The organism is Psychromonas sp. KJ10-2 (genome assembly GCF_047323255.1).
Lineage (GTDB): Bacteria > Pseudomonadota > Gammaproteobacteria > Enterobacterales > Psychromonadaceae > Psychromonas.
In genome coordinates this window covers 562,689-580,440 of the sequence record NZ_CP178827.1, presented here as the reverse complement: position 1 = coordinate 580,440, position 17,752 = coordinate 562,689, and the positions used below count along the sequence as shown (strand labels likewise).

Sequence of the window (17,752 nt, the reverse complement as noted above, 5' to 3'; positions counted from 1 at the left end):
GAGCGCCATACTTTATATGAGCGGCTATAAACAATCAAGAATAATAAAAACCTATCGTTTAGATTTGTAAATCCTAATGAAAGATAGAGTGTTTTAGTCTAGAAAACAAGCCTATTGACGATTCTTCCATCTCTTCCTTGTTTGCTAACTCAATTCTGCAATTAATTGTTTTTATGATCTGTTCAAAGCTTTTATTTAATAATATTGGAAATGCTTGATGACAGTGGTTAATTGCGTGAATTAATAGCTTACCTTCTTCTATTAAGGCTAAAGAGTATTTATTCAAGGTGAGGTTAAGCATATTTGCTTTTGGCATCACGATAGTGACAGGGTCAGTTAATAACCCTAATTCAAATAAACGGGACACAGACTCAATTTTTTGGTTGATCCCACCTATTGGTAACACATTACCATGTTGGTCCAAGGATCCTGTGACAAACACGTCTTGTTTGACTGCGCATTTGGCATAACAAGAACTGACCGCCAGCAAAATAGCTAATGAGGCACTGTCACCATCACTTTCTTGGTAAGATTGCTCAAAGACCAAGTTACATGAGTAGGGGAAGGCACTGATATGGCTGAAAAAATGGTTAAGGTACCCTTGGACAATATGCGTACTCTTAGCATGAATGTTGCCCGCTAATTCTACTTTTCTTTCCACATCGATAATTTCACCATCACCGATCATATCACTTGCGGAGATTCTAAATACTTCACCAAACTCACAAGGGTAACCGAGTAGTTCTACGACGGACAAGCCATTTATTTGTCCTATCTTTTCGCCTGTTAGTTGTAGGTTTACTTGGCCTTCAATCACAGACTGTTCACTGTATTTTCGAGCCAGTGATTGCGCTTCATTGATCTCGTCAAAATAAGCACTTAAGTCATCTTCAGTAACACTATTATTCTGTGTAAATAGATTAGCATAACGAATGGTTTGCTCGATAAACTCTAGGTCAAATAATAGCTGTTGCTGATGCTGGCACTCTATGGATAACGCATTCAATATAATCTGTAATGCTTTATCATTTAAGGGTGTTAAACCCAATTGTGCAGCTAGGTGCTGACAATAATGGATAACCGTATTAATAGAGGTTTGGTTAACCGGTACCTGGCTGGCTAATTCACAAAACAATGATGAGATTTGCGTATACTCAGGGTCAATTTGAATTAATTCTTCTAATTGAGCACGGTTCGCTACTAGTATTAATTTAATATTGATCGGTTGAGATTGTAAATCTGGCAACGCCTGTTTGGATTTATCTGCGTTAACAGCATCACTGGCTAATAGATAGCCTCGTTGTAATACTGACTTTAATTTAAACCACAAATTTGACTCAACTAATAAAGGGCTAATATTTAATACTAAAGCGCCATTATTAAAGGTATTCAATAAGCCTTGTGATAAGTGCAGGGTATCATCTGCATTTAGTGAAGCACGGCCAAATAGGCTTTCTTGATTATAACTTAGCAAATAATCTACAGGCAGGTCATTGGGAATGACTTCTTTTAATACCTGCTGAGCATTTAACCAATAACGACTGTTTACCAATAATAAAGGTACAGGTAGCTTTAGATATTTTTCAATAATTGCAGTCGCATTTGTAAATAATGGTGAGAATGCAAGTTCACTTGGTGCAACATATTGCTCAATATACCCAGTAAATGCAGGCGTGCATTGTGATATTGATAAAGGTGTTGTCTTTTCAAGTTCAAGTTGTGTCGTGCTAGAGGCGTTGTCTAAAGTTACAGGGGAAATATTATTGGTCAAAATCTCTGCTCTAGTTAAGTAAAAGGAAGGCAATTTAGCATATACCTTCCTATAAAGTTAATAATAAATTAGATTTTATAATTTATACCCCTTAACTTTTTGTTGTTGATACTTTAATTCACATTCCGGACAACGTTGTTGAGTAGGGCACTCAAATAACGCTTCTGCAGTTAATTCAGTCTCGCAGTCGGAGCATAAGCCGTATAAGCCTAGTTCCATACCCTGTAAAGCAGCATCAATACTCTTGATCTGCATTTTGTAGACATTCAAAGAATGGCTCTCACTATGAATTAAACTATCGATCAATAGGTCAGCATTCATTGCATCGACTTTGTCGACTAGGTCATTCAGATAAGGTTTTGAAGAGACGGCAAGGCGGGTTTTTACCTTTTCTTTCACCTGCGAGAATTCTGCAAGTAAATGCGTTTTTAATTGTTGCTGTTGTTCTTGGGATATTGTTTGCATAACAGATGCCTCATTATTATGGTGATATTTTATAATAATGAGGGGGATATTAAAGTTATTGATTTGTATCAATAATAGCAATTTTAAAGCAGGACGTGAGGGTTATTTTTACCATTTTTGTTTATCTGCAAAGAGTCTGTCTAAGTCTTTTCTTTTTGCATCATCTTTCTGATCTTGTGCTTGGTTCTCTGACGCAATTTTTTGCGCACTGGTTAAATGAGCGCTTAATTCATTTTTAACACTTTCTAACATTTGTTGTTTATGTTCTAAATCACTGTCTTTGTTTGGAAGATTATTTAATATTTTTAAAATCTTATCAGTCATCTGTTTCGCGGTATTATATTGCTTTTGTCCTTTTGCATCGTTAATACGTTTGATACTGATTTCAATATTAATTTTAAGTTGCATCATTTCTAACTGTTGGTTTTCTGAAACAAACAGATCTGTATTGATTTTCTGTTTAGCATGCTCAGAACGAAGGACTGCACGTATTTTTTTAGTCGCTTGTACAAGAGCCATTGCATCTTTATCGTTAGGGGACTTGTAAACTGCTTGGTGAAGGCGCGACATAATTTTCTTTGATTTGTTTTATTTGTGCTTCGGTGTCAGCGAAGTGCTCGCGATAACTCGCTGTGGTCGGAGAAATATTGATCATGATATAAAGTGCATTACGTATTCTATTTTTTAGGATAAGTAATAACGCCTTACTAAAAGGGATTTTTGTTGAAAACAACAACAGCTCATCCACCTCTGTAATAGTGGCATGTTGTTTCGAGACAGAAATACGTCGCTCTGTTTCCGCTTTTTGTTTGTACTGTTGAATAATGTTGTAACCGATCATTACAATCAGTAACAAACCAACTAAAGATATTATTAATGGATACAAGGTTTATGCTCTTTTTAAATTAAAAGTAAAGCAGGGCTTTAAACTCACCATGCCATTAAAAGATTATGGTAATCGTAATGTAAATAAACTGCCTGTGTTATCAGGTTTGTTTTTTAAACTGATACTGCCTGTTATTGCCTTTAATTTGTGTGCTTGTGCAATTTTTTTAGCAAACAGTAACCCTAAGCCACTGCGTCCTTTGTTGGCATTAAAAGTAGCAAACTCATCCTCATTAACGTTTAACATATAATGAGGGTAACCTTCACCATCATCCTCTACTTCAAAGAGTAAAAATTGATCTTGGTAATAGGCACGTATGATCACTTCACTTTTTGCATGACGCAGTGCGTTAATTAAAATATCACTTAATAGATAACTGATTAAGTCAACATCATAATAGCCACGTAGGTTATTTTCAACTTTAACACTTAACTTGATATGGTGGCTGTTTAAATATAACCGGTTACGCTCTAAAACATCGGTGATTAGTTCATCCACCGCGTTTTCTTCAATCACTACGGGCAGTTGTTTTTTTCTTCTCGATATAAGGCTAACAGTTGCATTAACGTACTGTTAATACGTGATGTTTGATAATGTAAGTTAGATACTGATTTATGTTGAGTGGTAGTGAGATTATCAGCTAGATCTAAGTCTTCAATGGATTGTAATACCATCGCTAATGAGTTCTTCATATCATGGATACTGGTGGCTAACATAGTACTAAAATCTAATTGCTCATTGTTTTTCATTATATCTCCATCAGCATAAAAGTAGTGCTATATCATTCTATCGATAAAAAACCCAAGATGTTAGCCTTTAACGCTTAATATTAAACAGCCCAAAGTTTGCAAAATAGTTACCACTTTATTGTTTTGTATCATTTTGTCGTTGAATTCTACCCTTTAAGGGTATTTATACAGGTATAGTAGTGGCTAAGAAAAGTATGACTTTGTTAATTTTAGAAGTCTGATAGAATAAAATGGAATAAGCATTAACCTAAACATAAGCTGATAACATTATGAAATTGCAACAATTGCGTTACATTGTCGAAGTACTCAATCATAACCTGAATGTATCTGCCACTGCTGAGAACCTATTTACCTCTCAACCAGGTATTAGTAAGCAGGTCAGAATGTTAGAAGATGAGCTAGGCATTCAAATTTTCGAGCGTAGTGGTAAGCACTTAACGAAAGTGACCCCTGCAGGGCAGGAGATCATCCGCTATTCGACGGAAATATTAGGTAAAGTTGAAAGTATTAAAGCTGTTGCAAATCAATATACTATGCCAGATCAAGGTAAGTTAAATATTGCTACAACCCATACTCAAGCACGTTATGCCTTACCAGAAGTGATCAACGGTTTTATTAAACGTTATCCTAAAGTGTCATTGCATATGCACCAAGGTACACCTACACAAATCAGCGAGTCTGTGGTGAAAGGTAAGACTGACTTTGCAATAGCGACTGAAGCATTACATCTATACCAAGATCTGATCATGCTACCTTGTTATCATTGGAATCGTTCTGTGATTGTGCCTAAGGATCATCCCTTAGCTAAAATTGATAAACTTTCTATCGATGATATTGCTGAACATCCTATTGTCACATACATATTTGGTTTTACTGGTCGTTCAGAATTAGATGAAGCCTTTAACGCTGCCGGTTATAAACCTAATGTCGTCTTTACCGCAACCGATGCCGATGTGATTAAAACCTATGTGCGTCTAGGATTAGGTGTGGGTGTGATTGCAACCATGGCTATCAATGAAGATGATGACTTCTGTGTATTAGACGCCAGCCATATCTTTAAGTCGAGTTTAACCAGTATTGGCTTTAGAAAAGGGTCGTTTTTACGAGATTACATGTATGACTTTATGGTGCGTTTTGCACCGCATTTAACTCGTCCATTAGTTGAAAAAGCGATACAGCTTAAATACTCAGCGGAAGTGAACAAACTATTTGAGGATATTGAGTTACCGACTCGATAAATTTATTTGGTTTTATCCCTAAACCTAAAAACCCAAGGCATTGACCTTGGGTTTTTTATGTTCGTTTATCAAGTATTACTGATTCAGTTCAGCTAACAATGGCAAGATTTTACTGACCTTATCAAAGCACTCTTTATATTCACTTTGTGCATTTGAATCTGCAACAATACCTCCGCCAGCCCAGCAATATATTTTTTGCTGATGGCACACTAAAGTACGAATAGTAATACTACTGTCCATATCGCCATTACCATTAACGTAAGCGATGCTGCCACAATATATATGACGTTTAAACTTCTCTAGTTCACAGATCACTTCCATGGCACGAATTTTTGGCGCACCAGTGATGGAACCGCCTGGAAAACAAGCTCTTAATAGATCTTCAGTACTATATTGCTTTGCTAATTCACCAGTGACTGTACTCACGAGGTGATGAACAGCAGGGAAGCTTTCAATATCAAACAATTTAGGTACAGCTACACCGCCAGCAGCACTAACTCGACCAATGTCATTGCGTAATAGGTCTACAATCATTAGGTTTTCTGCCTGATCTTTTTCAGAGTCTTTTAATTGTTGTTTATTTACTTGATCTTGAGTGGGGTTATTGCTTCTTGGCATAGTGCCTTTAATCGGCTTAGTCTGAATCAAATTACCTTTTAACTGCAAAAAACGCTCTGGTGATACAGAGATAATGGTTTGTTCAGGCAATACAAAAAAAGCGGCAAAGGGGCTTTGTTTTCCATTAACAATGCTTGATAAGCCTGATATTCATTGCCCTTATATGGGGCTTGAAAACGTTGCGCTAAATTAACTTGGTAACAATCACCACTGAGTATGTACTCTTGTACTTGATTAAAGGCCTGTTGATACTCATCTTCAGTGGTGTCAGCTTGCCATTCCTGGGTTAGTCTGAAGTCAGTTATTTCAGGTGGTGCTTGTGTTACTAACTCATTTAACCATTGCCAGCGAGCTTGCCATAATGATTGGGTATCTTGTTGTTGGCCTTTAGTGCGGTGCTGCATTAAGTATAACTGGTTATCTCGTACGTTATGTAGGATAGCCCAGTCATAAAAACCACAGTGGTAAGCGCCTAAGTTCATTCCTTGATTCTCAACTTGTTTATGCAAAGATTCAAACAGTTCACCCATTTCATAACCGTAAGCAGCGATAGCGCCGCCAGTGAAAGGGAATCTGCTGTTCTGCTCAGGATGAAAGAGTTGCTCCCTTATAGTATTTTGTGCAGCAAGTGGATCAGTTGCAAGTGTTTGACTTTGCGCAGTAATCGCATCATGGAAAAAAACGCCATGTTGCGATTCTGTTAGTGTCGCAATTGGCTCACTGGTGAAAATTGACCACTGACTATCTTCATGGTCAACACTACTTGATTCTAAAAAAACGGTCCATGGAAGTATGGATAGCTTGCTCTTAATGATAGTGATTATCTTTTCAGGTAAAGATAGCGGTTTGATTACGGTATTATCTGATATATAAGTCATTTTTTCGTATTTAGGCAACATTTTTTTAACAAAAAATTAGGCGGTAGAGAACAATAATATTACCATTGTTTTCACAAACTGTTTACTAATTACTGGGAGCGACTGATGACAGTCATTAAAGAGCTTGATTTCATTAATAGTGTAAAAAATTCGTTACAATTCATTTCTTATTACCATCCCCTCGATTTTATCCAAGCAATGGATAAGGCTTATCAAGCGGAGCAGAATCCTGCTGCAAAAGATGCCATCGCACAAATTCTTATTAATTCTCGTATGTCTGCGGAAGGTAAACGTCCAATATGCCAAGATACTGGTATTGTGACAGTATTTGTTAAAATTGGTATGAAAGTTAGTTTCGATACTGAACTAACCGTGCAAGAGCTTGTTGATGAAGGTGTGCGCCAAGCATATAACGAGCAAACTAATCCATTACGTGCTTCTATTGTCGCTGACCCAGCTGGCGCACGTAAAAATACCAAGGACAACACTCCATCTGTCGTACATGTAGAGATGGTTAAAGGTGATAAAGTAGAAGTAATGGTAGCGGCTAAAGGTGGTGGTTCAGAAAACAAATCGAAAATGGCCATGCTTAACCCATCAGATTCTATTGAAGATTGGATTGAAAAAACGGTACCAACAATGGGGGCAGGCTGGTGTCCACCAGGTATGTTGGGTATAGGTGTTGGCGGTACAGCTGAAAAAGCGGCTGTCATGGCTAAAGAAGCGCTAATGGAGCCAGTTGATATTTATGAGTTAGAGGCAAAAGCAAAAGCTGATCCTGATTCATTAGAGACAGATGAAAAACTACGTTTAGAGATTTATAAACGTGTTAATAATTTAGGTATTGGCGCGCAAGGTTTAGGTGGTTTAACAACTGTATTAGATATTAAAGTAAAAAGTTGTCCAACCCATGCTGCCTCAAAACCTGTAGTAATGATTCCAAACTGTGCTGCTACACGTCATGCTCACTTTACCTTAGATGGTTCAGGAGAAGCATACTTAACACCTCCAGCGTTAGTTCAATGGCCTGAAATTACTCGTGAAGTGGGTGAAAATGTTAAACGTGTTAACGTTAACGAGCTGACTAAAGCGGACATGAGTGATTGGAAAAGCGGCGACACTTTATTATTAACGGGGAAAATTCTAACCGGTCGCGATGCGGCACATAAACGCATTAATGAATTAATCACCAGTGGTAAAGGTTTACCTGAAGGGGTTGATTTCAATGGACGCTTTATCTACTACGTGGGCCCTGTTGATGCTGTTCGTGATGAAGTAGTAGGTCCTGCTGGTCCAACAACTGCAACTCGCATGGATAAATTTACTGACTTTATGTTAGAAGAAACTGGTTTATTAGGCATGATTGGTAAATCTGAACGTGGCCAACAAACCGTTAACTCTATTGCTAAACATAAGTCAGTATATTTAATGGCTGTTGGTGGTGCTGCATACCTTGTTGCTAAAGCGATTAAAAAGTCTCGTGTTGTTGCCTTTGCCGACTTAGGAATGGAAGCAATCTACGAGTTTGACGTTGAAGATATGCCAGTGACAGTTGCCGTTGATAGCCAAGGAAATAACGTGCATGAGCAAGGTCCTGCAATTTGGAAAGCTAAAATTGCTGAAATAGACAGCAAAATGTCACAATAGTTATTAAATTGATTGCTTGATCAACTAAGGATGGTATAAAAGCAATCGAATTAACTATTTTTCAATATCAACAAAGGAATAAGTATGTTTGAACAAGTGAGTATGGCACCTGCGGATCCTATCCTAGGTTTAACAGATGCATTTAAGAAAGACAGTCGTGAAGATAAAATCAACCTAGGTGTTGGTATTTACAAAAATGAAATGGGTCAAACACCTATTTTAGCGACAGTTAAAGAAGCGGAAAAACGTTTACTTGCTGAAGAAACTACCAAAAGCTACCTGACCATTGAAGGTATTGCAGCTTACGGTGAAGCTGTTCAAACATTATTATTCGGTAAAAACGCTGAAATCATCACATCAAAACGTGCTCGTACAGCACAAGTACCTGGTGGTACTGGTGCATTACGTACAGGTGCTGACTTTGCTGTTAAAAAACTAGGCATCAAAAAGATTTGGGTAAGTAACCCAACTTGGGCTAACCACGGTAACGTGTTTAAAACATCTGGCCTAGACGTTGTAACTTACGATTACTACAATGCAGAAACTAAAGATCTTGATTTTGATGCGATGGTTGCTTCTCTACAATCTGTAGAAGCTGGCGATATGGTATTGTTCCATGGCTGTTGTCACAACCCAACGGGTATCGACCCAACACCAGAGCAATGGGAAATTTTAGCTAAGCTAGTTGCTGAGCTAGGTGCAATTCCATTCTTTGACTTTGCTTACCAAGGTTTTGGTAATGGCGTAGAAGAAGATGCACAAGGTCTACGTGTGTTCGCTGAACATAACAAAGAACTATTAATTGCTAACTCATTCTCAAAAAACTTCGGTTTATACAACGAACGTGTTGGTGGTATTACGCTTGTTGCTGAAGACAGCGATATTGCAGATGCGGCATTTAGCCAAATCAAAGCAGGTATCCGTTCAAACTACTCTAACCCACCATCACATGGAGCGGCTATCGTAACAACTATCTTAAATGATGAAGGTTTATATGCTCAATGGGTACAAGAAGTTGCCGATATGCGTAACCGTATTCAAGAGATGCGTGATCTATTTGTTGCAACATTAAAAGAGAAGGGTGTACAGGGCGACTTTAGCTTTATTAGCCGTCAATTAGGTATGTTCTCTTTCTCTGGTTTAACCGTTGAACAAGTAAATACACTTAAAGAAGAACATGCTGTTTACATCGTTGGCTCTGGTCGTATCTCAGTAGCAGGTATGACTAAAAACAACATGCAACCATTATGTGATGCGCTAGCTAAAGTTATCTAATCAATCACTTATGCGTTAATATTTAAACCTTAATGAGTGATCATTAAGGTTTAATTATATTCATTACATTAACTTTTACATCACTGTTAACGTTAATTTAATTAATATAAAACCGAACATAAAGCTGACTTTACATTTTTAAGTATTCTCGTTTCATGTAAAGTAAATCAGCATCGGTAAACATGATAGAGAGCTATGAGTAAAAAAATTAATCAAAGTTTTTCATTTTTAAAAAAATTGAAAAAACTGCCAATTTCTGCAGATAATGTTAAATGCTTGCTATCAACAGATGCATTCAAAACAGAATTATTTGCACAAATCAATAACGCAACTCAACGTATCTATATTGCTGCTTTATACTTAGAAGCAGACGAAGCTGGCGAACAAGTATTAAATGCTTTGTATAAAGCTAAGCAAAACCATCCTGCATTAGACATCACCGTTTGTATCGATTTTCACCGTGCTCAGCGTGGTTTGATTGGTGCTGCAAAGGGTGGAGATACCAATACAACTTGGTATCAGAAAATGGCAGAGATAAACGGGCAAGGTGTTAAGATTGTAGGTTTGCCGGTTAAGCGTAAAGAGTTGTTTGGCGTTCAGCATCTAAAAGGCTTTATATTTGACGACTTGGTTTTTTACAGTGGCGCCAGTATTAATAATATTTACCTACACCAACAAGAGCGTTACCGTTTTGATCGTTATTGGTTAATTAAAGATAAAGCCCTTGCCGATACTATGGTGGATTACTTAAAACAAGTGATCGTTAATAGTGAAGCGGTTGTACAGTTAAACTCTCCCTATGTACCGCGTTTTAACGAACTGAAAAAAGAGCATAAAAATTTAAGTAGAAACTTAAAATCATCGGGTTACCGTTTTCTACCTGAAAAAACTGATGGCCTGGCTATCAGACCGCTTACGGGTATTGGTACTAAAAAGAACCTGTTAAATAAAGTGATACGCGGTATCTTCCATTCAACAGAACAAGAGCTGATCTTGTTTACCCCTTATTTTAATTTACCAACGGCGTTATCTCGAGATATCTCAACTTTACTAAAACGTAAAGTGAAGATAACTATCGTAGTAGGGGATAAAACGGCTAATGACTTTTATATTCCTGAAGATAAACCTTTTAAAACCATCGCTGCTTTGCCTTATTTATATGAAGTTAATTTACGAAACTTTGCAAAAAAACATCATACTTCGATTTTACAGGGTAATTTGAAGCTGCACCTATGGAAACATGATACTAATAGTTTTCACCTTAAGGGTATCTATTCAGATCAACGTTTTTCATTGTTAACCGGACATAACCTGAATCCAAGAGCATGGCGTTTGGATCTCGAAAACGGCTTATTAGTGGATGATCCTAAAAAGCAATTAACTGAACAACTTAATAGTGAATTGGAAAATATTCTTACCCATACACGTTTAATTGAAAGCTATCAGGATATTGATGACATGGTTAATTACCCAGATAAAGTGAAGCAATTAATCTCAAGATTAAAACGTGTTAAAGCCGATAGAATTATTAAAGGTATTATCTAATACTAGCTAAGCTACTGAGACTTATTTTCTCAGTAGCTACTTTTCCAAAAGATGGTTAACACTTCCTGCCATAAACGATTTAAAGTTAACTTCCGATTTCTTCCTTCTATTTCCGACATTAATTTCTTTTATTTCTATTCCTTTCCATTTTTAAATTAAATATGTTCCATATTACAAATACCCTGATGACACTTTTATTAACAAAGCTTTATACCAATCACATTAAGTAACTGATTTATTAACTGGTTAAAATAACTTATTTACTCGTTGTAATTTTCGCAAATAGAGTAATTATTTAATAATTAACATTTTTTAGTTAATTCTCCGTCAGACTATTAACGAAGTGAATCATCGAGAGGTTTAAATTACGCCTGATTTAAGTCATTTTTGAATTAAGTCATTTTTCCTGCGCAAAGTTTAGATCACTTACTTAATGCAATTGCTATTAAATTCAATCATAAACAAAACACAGTGATAGAAAATGGTTTGCTTTTTAAGCAGAATAGCAAAAAGTGTCGACTATTTAAGCGCTTAGATATAATATTAATAATTATCTGTTGAATTATGTGGGGGCTTACGTATAATCCCTCGCATCAAGTCAAGGCTTGATGCAGTGACAATGGTAGGCCTCTTGGTTTCTCGCATTGATAACTTATTAACCTGGTCAGAGCCGGAAGGCAGCAGCCATAGTAGGTGATTCAAGTGCCGAGAGTTTGCTGGGAGGTCTGCCACCCAATCACTACTCTTCGTAAAAGCTTCTAAATATGACTCAATATAATTCCCAATTCGATACATCACTTAAAGCACAGCATTTTTTACCCAAATATTGGGGAACTTGGTGCCTATTAGGCCTGCTATTTGTTTGTAGCTACCTACCTATTCGTTTTCGCGACCGATTTGCTGCGTGGTGTGCAGATAAACTCTATTCCGCTAAGTTTTTGCAAAAACGTAAAAAGATTGCCTTTACTAATATCGGGCTATGCTTTCCTGAGTATTCTGACTCGGATAAAGATGCATTGATGAAGAAAAATTTCCGCTCAATGGCTCAAATCGCTTTGTCTTTAGGTGAGATTGCATTCCGTAGCCAGAATTTCCTTCATAAACGTATCAATTTTATTGGTGAGCACCATGTGCAAGAAGCTGAAAAAGCGGGAAATGCGATAATTTTCTTAGCGCCACATTGTTATGGAATCGATTTTGCTGGCGTTGCTGCGATCTCAGCAAGAGGGTACCCTCTATCTAGTATGTTCAAGGATTATAAAAACCCTATCTTTGATTGGTTTGTAACAAACTACAGAACACGTTTTAGTCGCCAACATGAAAAAGGGACCTTGTATCATCGCAGTGAAGGCTTAAAACCTTGTATTAAAAGCCTACGTGATAAAGCACATTTCTACTATTTGCCCGATGAAGATCATGGTCGTGAAAGTAGTGTTTTTTCACCCTTCTTTGCGACTGAAAAAGCGACTTTGCCGGTTATTGGTCGCTTGGCTAAATTAGGTAAAGCGGTGGTTATTCCAACTTATACCTCATATAATGCTAAAACGGGTAAGATTGATGTTATCTGTCACTCTCCCTTAAACAATATTCCTAGCGGTTGTGAGCAGCATGATACGGATTTAATGAACCAAGCGATTGAACGTGTGATCGTGGAGAATAAAGCGCAATACATGTGGACATTAAAACTGCTAAAAACAAGACCTGAAGAAGGGCAGACGATTTATTAAGCCTTGTATGATTGGTGAGTAATTTTATATATTCACCAATCAAAGAACACTTAAATTATTGTGCGTTGAAACGCTGCCCAGTCACTTCTAAGCTATCATCACCTAAAAGATAAAGGTAAGTCTCTAAAATCTCTTCCGGTGTCTTTAAACGGTTCACATCTTCATCTGGATACGCACTAGCACGCATAGATGTCCTCGTTCCACCTGGATTGACCGCATTAAAACGCATAGTGGTATCTGCATATTCATCTGCTAAGATTTGCATCATACCTTCCGTTGCAAATTTTGAGACACTATAAGTCCCCCAAAACGCGCGACCTTTATGCCCAACGCTTGATGTAGTGAAAATGGTGCTTGCGTTAGTACCTGCTTGAAGTAGTGGCAGAAGGTGCTTAGTTATCAAAAAACCGGCATTGACGTTGGTTTGCATCACCTCAGTCCAAGTATCATAATCAATGTCGATAAATGGGCTTAACTTGCCCAATTGACTAGCATTATGCACTAAACCATCTAATGTAACTTGTTGTTCAGTTAATTGTTGAGTAAATGTCATGTAGCGCTCTTCAGTGGCATCATTTAGGTCTAGTTCAATAACCATTGCTGTTTGTTTATGTAACTGAGCAATGTGATCAGCGACAGCTGCAAGTTTGCTTAGCGTTCTACCTAATAAAATCACTTTAGCACCTAAGTCAGCACATTTTATGGCTAACGCTTTACCAATACCGTCTCCAGCACCAGTAATAAGAATTGTTTTATTATCTAATAAGTTAGTAGGGGCAATGTAGTCCATTTGTGCTTCTCTTTTGTAAAATGAAGGGATCATATCGTTTTTTTAAAAAACGCTTAAACTCTTTTGTAGGTTGCGACATTTTTTGTCATTATGGGCAGATTATTTTACTACGAGGATTTATTTTGGATTATTTAATGCAGTATGGGCTTTTTTAGCGAAAGCTATTACCTTTGTGATCACTGTTGTTGCTATTTTAATTGCTATCATTGCACTGACTAGTAAACAAAAAGCTAAAAAAGGTGAGCTAGAGTTAACTGATTTATCTGAACAAATTAACGATACAAAGCAATCAATTTCAGAGCAATTATTAACATCTGCGCAACTTAAAGCGAAACAAAAAGAAGATAAAAAAGCACAAAAAGAACAAAATAAAAAAGATAAAGCAGAAGCTAAACAAGCGAAAAAAGCTGAAGTAAAACCACAACTTTATGTCCTCGATTTCAAAGGCAGTATTGATGCTAAAGAGGTGTCATCTTTACGCGAAGAAATCACTGCTATTATTAGTGTCGCAACAGAAAAAGATGAAGTGTTTGTTCGCTTAGAAAGTGGTGGCGGAATGGTACATGGTTATGGCTTAGCTGCATCACAATTACAACGCTTAAAAGATAAGAATATCCCACTGACTATCTCTGTCGATAAGGTAGCAGCAAGTGGCGGTTATATGATGGCTTGTGTTGCTGATAAAGTCATTGCAGCGCCTTTCTCTATCATTGGTTCAATTGGCGTGATTGCGCAGATCCCAAACTTCAATAAAGTACTTAAAAAACATGATGTTGAATTTGAACAACTGACTGCGGGACAATACAAGCGTACCTTAACAATGTTTGGTGAAAACGATGATTTAGGACGTGAAAAATTTAAACAAGAATTAGAAGAAACACATCAACTATTTAAACATTTTGTGAGTGAGCATCGCCCACAATTAGAGATTGATAAGATAGCGACGGGTGAACATTGGTATGGCTCACAAGCTTACGATTTACAGTTAGTTGATAAGATACAAACAAGTGATGATTACCTGCTTGAACAACTTGAAGGTAAACATATAGTACAAGTACGTTACCAAAAAAGTAAAAAGCTTGCTGAAAAAATCGGCAAAAGTGTAGCGTCATCTGTACAAACAAGTTTAATGACTATCATGCAAACTAATATTTCTAGAATGTTTAAGTAACGTTTTGATTAAAAATATGTTAAAAAGCCGGCTATTATTCAAGTCGGCTTTTTTGTTACCTATTATTTAAAAATATAAAAAATAGGTTGCTATTAGTTAAAACTTTGGATTATATAAAAAAGAGAGACTCAGCGGACGAGTCAATATTCTTTCTAACACAGACTATATATTAGGTATCAAAGCAATATGAGCAAATCTCTGGTTATCGTGGAATCACCTGCCAAAGCAAAAACAATTAATAAATACTTAGGTAAAGATTTTATTGTTAAATCGAGTGTTGGACATGTTCGTGACCTACCAACAAGTGGTAGTGCGAAGAAATCAATCGATGCAAAAGAAAAAATCTTTAGCTGGCTTAACCCCTGCTCAAAAAGCGAAAGAGACAGCCAAACGCACACAAGCTGCGTTAGTGACAAGAATGGGTATTGACCCAAAGAACAATTGGGCTGCCAACTACGAAATCCTCCCAGGTAAAGAAAAAGTAGTTGATGAATTAAAGAAGTTAGCCGTTGATGCACCGACTATCTATCTCGCAACCGATTTGGATAGAGAGGGTGAGGCGATCGCATGGCACCTGAAAGAGATTTTAGGTGGTGATGATGACAAATATCAACGTGTTGTATTTAACGAAATTACTGAGTCTGCGATTCAAGAAGCTTTCCAACACCCAACCGAATTAAATGTTGATGGCGTTAATGCGCAACAAACTCGTCGATTCTTAGATCGCCTTGTTGGTTTTATGGTTTCACCTTTGTTATGGAAAAAGGTTGCCCGAGGTTTATCTGCAGGTCGTGTACAGTCAGTGGCGGTAAAGTTACTGGTTGAACGAGAGCGTTTAATTAAAGCCTTTAACCCTGTTGAGTTCTGGGATTTACACGCAGATACAGTGGCAAAAGATAAAACTGAATTACGTTTAGAAGTGTTTAAACATAATGATAAAACCTTTGCGCCAGTTAACGAACAAGAAACATTAGTAGCTGTAGAAGCATTAAAAGATGAAACATTCTTATTACATGCTCGTGAAGATAAACCGACTAAAAGTAAACCAAGTGCACCGTTTATTACCTCTACACTGCAACAGGCAGCGAGCACACGTTTAGGGTTTGGTGTTAAAAAGACCATGATGTTAGCGCAACGTTTATACGAAGCGGGTTACATTACTTACATGCGTACCGACTCAACAAACTTGAGCAAAGATGCAGTTGCTTCAGCGCGAGACTTTATCACGAAAGAGTTTGGTGAAAACTACCTGCCAGAAGCACCAGTTTCATACAGTAGTAAAGCGGGTGCACAGGAAGCCCATGAAGCGATACGTCCATCAGATGTGTTGCAACGTGCTGAATTGATTGATGTTACAGATAAAGATGCAAAACGTTTGTATGAGCTTATATGGCGCCAATTCTTAGCTTGTCAAATGCTGCCGGCTCTATATGATTCATCAACTCTGGTGATTGCAGCAGGTGAGTATAAATTACGTGCTAAAGGCCGTACTTTACGCTTTGCAGGTTGGACAAAAGCACAACCGGTAACAAAAAGTAAAGCTGATGAAATTCATCTACCAGATCTGAAAGTAGGTGAAGAGGTAAGTTTAGTTGAGTTAGATCCTCAGCAACATTTTACTAAACCACCTGCACGTTTTACTGAAGCTGCATTAGTAAAAGAGTTAGAGAAACAAGGCATTGGTCGTCCATCAACCTATGCGAGCATCATCTCTACCATTCAAGACCGAGGTTATGTGAAAGTAGACAAACGTCGTTTCTTCGCTGTGAAAATGGGAGAAATTGTCACTGATCGTCTAACTGAAAACTTTAGCGATTTAATGAGCTATGACTTCACTGCTGCCATGGAAGAAAATTTAGATGCCATTGCAGAAGGTAAAGCAAACTGGCACAGCGAGTTAGATAGATTCTACAAAGACTTAACAACGCAATTGGACAAAGCTGATTTACCTGAAGAAGAAGGCGGTATGCGTCTTAATGACCCAGTGATTATTGATGATGTTGCATGTCCTACTTGTGGACGCCCAATGGGCATCCGTACTGCTAGTACTGGTGTATTCTTAGGTTGTTCTGGTTATGCATTACCACCAAAAGAGCGTTGTAAAACCACTATCAACTTAGTTGATGGTGAAGAAGTTGAAGATATTTTAAGCTCTGAAGACTTAGAAACTGCCGCATTAATGGCTAAGCATCGTTGTCCTAAATGTGATACTGCGATGGACAGCTACTTGATTGATGAAACACGTAAGCTACACGTTTGTGGTAATAACCCAATCTGTGATGGGCATATTGTTGAAACAGGTGAATTTAAGATTAAAGGGTATGATGGCCCAGTTGTTGAATGTGACAAGTGTGGCTCGGATATGCAACTTAAAGATGGTCGCTTCGGTAAATACATGGATTGTACTAATGACGAGTGTAAAAACACCCGTAAAATCCTACGTAGTGGTGAAGTTGCTCCACCAAAAGAAGACCCTGTTCATCTGCCTGAATTAGAGTGTGAACAAAGTGACGCTTACTTTATCTTACGTGATGGGGCAGCGGGTATTTTCCTTGCTGCAAGTACATTCCCTCGTTCAAGAGAGACACGTGCCCCTAAAGTGGCAGAGTTAGCCCAATTCCGCGATAGAATCTCTGAGAAGTTCTATTACCTTGCTGATGCACCGCAACAAGACCCAGATGGGAACTTAGCGATTGTACGTTATAGCCGTAAGAACAAAGAACAATATGTGATGACGGAAATAGATAAAAAAGCAACGGGTTGGACGGCTAAGTTTATTGATAATAAATGGGTCGAAGAGCTTCCTAAAAAGAAAGCCGCTAAAAAAACCAAAGCGAAAAAATAACTCATCACTTCAAACTATAATGGCAGCCTTCGCTGCCATTTTTGTGTCTGTTGATTTTTTCGGCAACCGAAGCAGTTCTTAATCTGCAAGTTAAGGTTGTTTGTTTATATTTTTAAACATTTGTATATACTAGCGTTTTTTAAGAGG

The 17,752-nt window shown here is 37.5% G+C and carries 12 protein-coding genes, 1 other RNA gene and 3 pseudogenes; 8 read left to right on the top strand and 8 right to left on the bottom strand.

Features of this window, described 5'->3' with window-relative positions; genetic code table 11:
* Window positions 1–73 precede the first annotated feature (73 nt).
* The 6 genes from ACLKL2_RS02830 to ACLKL2_RS02805 all read right to left on the bottom strand — a co-directional run bounded on the left by ACLKL2_RS02830 (window position 74) and on the right by ACLKL2_RS02805 (window position 3,871).
* Window positions 74–1,771, bottom strand: coding sequence for an AAA family ATPase (locus ACLKL2_RS02830; protein WP_413693294.1), 1,698 nt, complete (start codon window positions 1,769–1,771; stop codon window positions 74–76).
* A gap of 75 nt (window positions 1,772–1,846) precedes the next feature.
* Complete coding sequence (locus ACLKL2_RS02825; protein ID WP_113818204.1) at window positions 1,847–2,236, bottom strand: hypothetical protein; 390 nt, start codon at window positions 2,234–2,236, stop codon at window positions 1,847–1,849.
* A gap of 108 nt (window positions 2,237–2,344) precedes the next feature.
* The gene (locus ACLKL2_RS02820) at window positions 2,345–2,806 is read right to left on the bottom strand and encodes a hypothetical protein (protein ID WP_413693293.1); all 462 of its coding nucleotides are present in this window, start codon (window positions 2,804–2,806) and stop codon (window positions 2,345–2,347) included.
* On the bottom strand, window positions 2,769–3,122 hold the full coding sequence (locus ACLKL2_RS02815) for a hypothetical protein (RefSeq protein ID WP_413693292.1): 354 nt from the start codon (window positions 3,120–3,122) through the stop codon (window positions 2,769–2,771). Before ACLKL2_RS02815 ends, ACLKL2_RS02820 begins: the two co-directional genes overlap by 38 nt.
* Before the next feature lie 63 nt (window positions 3,123–3,185).
* Window positions 3,186–3,620 (bottom strand): sensor histidine kinase, encoded by a 435-nt coding sequence (locus ACLKL2_RS02810; RefSeq protein ID WP_413693291.1) that lies wholly within the window; start codon window positions 3,618–3,620, stop codon window positions 3,186–3,188.
* Between the two features lie 17 nt (window positions 3,621–3,637).
* On the bottom strand, window positions 3,638–3,871 hold the full coding sequence (locus ACLKL2_RS02805; RefSeq protein WP_413693290.1) for a hypothetical protein: 234 nt from the start codon (window positions 3,869–3,871) through the stop codon (window positions 3,638–3,640).
* A gap of 269 nt (window positions 3,872–4,140) precedes the next feature.
* On the opposite strand from ACLKL2_RS02805, the gene cysB reads away from it, so the two are divergent.
* Window positions 4,141–5,109: an HTH-type transcriptional regulator CysB gene (gene cysB, locus ACLKL2_RS02800; RefSeq protein WP_413693289.1), complete on the top strand. Its 969-nt coding sequence runs from the start codon at window positions 4,141–4,143 to the stop codon at window positions 5,107–5,109.
* 75 nt (window positions 5,110–5,184) lie between these two features.
* Here the strand turns inward: cysB and pabB are convergent.
* A pseudogene (gene pabB, locus ACLKL2_RS02795) lies at window positions 5,185–6,605 on the bottom strand (aminodeoxychorismate synthase component I).
* A gap of 105 nt (window positions 6,606–6,710) precedes the next feature.
* On the opposite strand from pabB, the gene ACLKL2_RS02790 reads away from it, so the two are divergent.
* From ACLKL2_RS02790 to ACLKL2_RS02770, 5 genes are all read left to right on the top strand, one after another.
* Complete coding sequence (locus ACLKL2_RS02790) at window positions 6,711–8,252, top strand: fumarate hydratase (protein WP_413693287.1); 1,542 nt, start codon at window positions 6,711–6,713, stop codon at window positions 8,250–8,252.
* A gap of 84 nt (window positions 8,253–8,336) precedes the next feature.
* A complete protein-coding gene (locus tag ACLKL2_RS02785) occupies window positions 8,337–9,527 on the top strand; it encodes an amino acid aminotransferase (RefSeq protein WP_413693286.1) in 1,191 nt (396 codons plus the stop codon).
* 195 nt (window positions 9,528–9,722) lie between these two features.
* A complete protein-coding gene (pssA, locus tag ACLKL2_RS02780; protein WP_113818198.1) occupies window positions 9,723–11,072 on the top strand; it encodes a CDP-diacylglycerol--serine O-phosphatidyltransferase in 1,350 nt (449 codons plus the stop codon).
* A gap of 629 nt (window positions 11,073–11,701) precedes the next feature.
* Window positions 11,702–11,797, top strand: an RNA gene (ffs, locus tag ACLKL2_RS02775) — signal recognition particle sRNA small type.
* 39 nt (window positions 11,798–11,836) lie between these two features.
* On the top strand, window positions 11,837–12,799 hold the full coding sequence (locus tag ACLKL2_RS02770; RefSeq protein ID WP_113818197.1) for a lauroyl-Kdo(2)-lipid IV(A) myristoyltransferase: 963 nt from the start codon (window positions 11,837–11,839) through the stop codon (window positions 12,797–12,799).
* Window positions 12,800–12,854: 55 nt separating this feature from the next.
* On the opposite strand, the gene ACLKL2_RS02765 is transcribed toward ACLKL2_RS02770, so the two are convergent.
* Window positions 12,855–13,622, bottom strand: a complete 768-nt coding sequence (locus ACLKL2_RS02765; protein WP_413693285.1) for a YciK family oxidoreductase — start codon at window positions 13,620–13,622, stop codon at window positions 12,855–12,857.
* 89 nt (window positions 13,623–13,711) lie between these two features.
* Between ACLKL2_RS02765 and sohB the strand changes: the two are divergent.
* Both sohB and topA read left to right on the top strand, forming a co-directional pair.
* Window positions 13,712–14,760 (top strand): annotated as a pseudogene (gene sohB / locus ACLKL2_RS02760) (protease SohB).
* Window positions 14,761–14,946: 186 nt separating this feature from the next.
* A pseudogene (gene topA, locus ACLKL2_RS02755) lies at window positions 14,947–17,605 on the top strand (type I DNA topoisomerase).
* The last annotated feature ends 147 nt before the right edge of the window (window positions 17,606–17,752 follow it).

Excerpts from the sequence above, each read along its gene's own strand:
- ACLKL2_RS02790 (WP_413693287.1), top strand. The coding sequence starts at position 6,711 with ATGACAGTCATTAAAGAGCTTGATTTCATTAATAGTGTAAAAAATTCG.
- ACLKL2_RS02825 (WP_113818204.1), bottom strand. The coding sequence starts at position 2,236 with ATGCAAACAATATCCCAAGAACAACAGCAACAATTAAAAACGCATTTA.
- ACLKL2_RS02820 (WP_413693293.1), bottom strand. The coding sequence starts at position 2,806 with ATGTCGCGCCTTCACCAAGCAGTTTACAAGTCCCCTAACGATAAAGAT.
- ACLKL2_RS02785 (WP_413693286.1), top strand. The coding sequence starts at position 8,337 with ATGTTTGAACAAGTGAGTATGGCACCTGCGGATCCTATCCTAGGTTTA.
- ACLKL2_RS02765 (WP_413693285.1), bottom strand. The coding sequence starts at position 13,622 with ATGATCCCTTCATTTTACAAAAGAGAAGCACAAATGGACTACATTGCC.
- pssA (WP_113818198.1), top strand. The coding sequence starts at position 9,723 with ATGAGTAAAAAAATTAATCAAAGTTTTTCATTTTTAAAAAAATTGAAA.
- cysB (WP_413693289.1), top strand. The coding sequence starts at position 4,141 with ATGAAATTGCAACAATTGCGTTACATTGTCGAAGTACTCAATCATAAC.
- ACLKL2_RS02805 (WP_413693290.1), bottom strand. The coding sequence starts at position 3,871 with ATGAAAAACAATGAGCAATTAGATTTTAGTACTATGTTAGCCACCAGT.
- ACLKL2_RS02770 (WP_113818197.1), top strand. The coding sequence starts at position 11,837 with ATGACTCAATATAATTCCCAATTCGATACATCACTTAAAGCACAGCAT.